Annotated in this window: 2 protein-coding genes; both read left to right on the forward strand. The window is 72.8% G+C overall.

Annotation, left to right across the window (positions count from 1 at the left end; translation table 11 throughout):
- A partial coding sequence (locus tag ACZ6W9_RS36955) for an acyl carrier protein (RefSeq protein WP_470121861.1) occupies nt 1–657 on the forward strand: 657 nt, incomplete at its 5' end.
- 16 nt (nt 658–673) lie between these two features.
- Nucleotides 674–1,492 (forward strand): beta-ketoacyl synthase N-terminal-like domain-containing protein (locus ACZ6W9_RS36960; RefSeq protein WP_389971039.1); only part of this gene is annotated, 819 nt, incomplete at its 3' end.

Here is a 1,492-nt window from a genome sequence, read left to right on the forward strand (position 1 = left end):
GGTGACGACGCGCTCGTGGTCGGGGCCCGCTGGGACGCCGCCGGGTTGCGTGCCAGGGCCGAGAACGGCGACCTGCCGCCCATGCTGCGCGGCCTGGTCCGCGTGCCCCGCCGGTCCGTGGGCGGCGAGCAGGGCACGAGCCTCACCGCGCTCATGTCCCGCCTCGCCGAACTGACCAGGGAGGAGGGGCTGCGCATGTTCACCGAACGGGTACGCGGCCACGTCGCCGTCGTCCTCGCCCACGGCAGCGCCGAGAAGATCAACGTCGACCGGGCGTTCACCCAGCTCGGCTTCGACTCCCTGACCGCCGTCGAGCTGCGCAACCGGCTCAGCGCCGACACCGGCCTGCGGCTGCCCGCCACGCTCGTGTTCGACCACCCCACGGTCGGCGCCCTGGCGGAGCACCTGTTCGACACGCTCGCCCCCGCCGCGCCCTCCCCCGAGGAGACCCTGCGCGGCGCGCTCGAACGGGTGGGATCCATGCTCACCAGCGCCAAGGACGACGGCGAGGCGATCCGCAGCAAGCTCGTCGCCGTGCTGCAGAGCGGCCTGGCCATGTTCGGCGCGCAGCCCAAGGGCGACGCCGACACCGTGATGGAGAAGATCGATTCCGCCTCGGACGAGGAGATCTTCGCGCTCATCGACAACGAACTGTGACGGGAAAGGCCGATCGATGAGAACAGAGGACAGGCTCCGCGACTACCTCAAGCGCGCCACCGTGGAACTGGCGGAGGCCCGCCGGCGACTGGGCGAGGACGAGGAGCGCCGCCACGAGCCGGTGGCGATCGTCGGGATGGCGTGCCGCTACCCGGGCGGGGTCGCCTCCCCGGAGGACCTGTGGGAGCTGGTCTCCTCGGGCAGGGACGCGATCGGTGAGTTCCCGGCGGACCGCGGCTGGGACGTGGACGCGCTGTACGACCCCGACCCCGAGGCGGCCGGGAAGACCTACACCCGCCACGGCGGCTTCCTGTACGACGTCGCCGACTTCGACGCGGCCTTCTTCGGCATCAGCCCGCGTACCGCGCTCGCCACCGACCCGCAGCACCGGCTGTTCCTGGAGACGTGCTGGGAGGCCCTGGAGCGGGCCGAGATCGAGCCGGGCGGCCTCCGCGGCACCAGGACCGGCGTCTACGTCGGCAACATGTACGACTACTACTCGGCGCGCTTCCTCCACGGCGCGCCCGAGTCCGTCGAGGGCAACCTGTTCACCTCCAGCGCGCCCAGCGTCATCGCGGGCCGCGTCGCCTACACCCTGGGCCTGGAGGGGCCGGCGCTGACGGTGGACACCGCCTGCTCGTCCTCGCTGGTCGCCATGCACCTGGCCGTACGGGCCCTGCGCCAGGGCGAGTGCTCGCTGGCGCTGGCGGGCGGGGTGGCGGTCATGTCCACGCCCGTGGCGTTCGTCGAGTTCAGCCGGCAGGGCGCGCTGTCACCCGACGGCCGCTGCAAGTCGTTCTCCGCCTCGGCCGACGGCGCCGCCTGGGCCGAAGGA

It is taken from the genome of Streptosporangium sp. NPDC053982 (assembly GCF_055585205.1).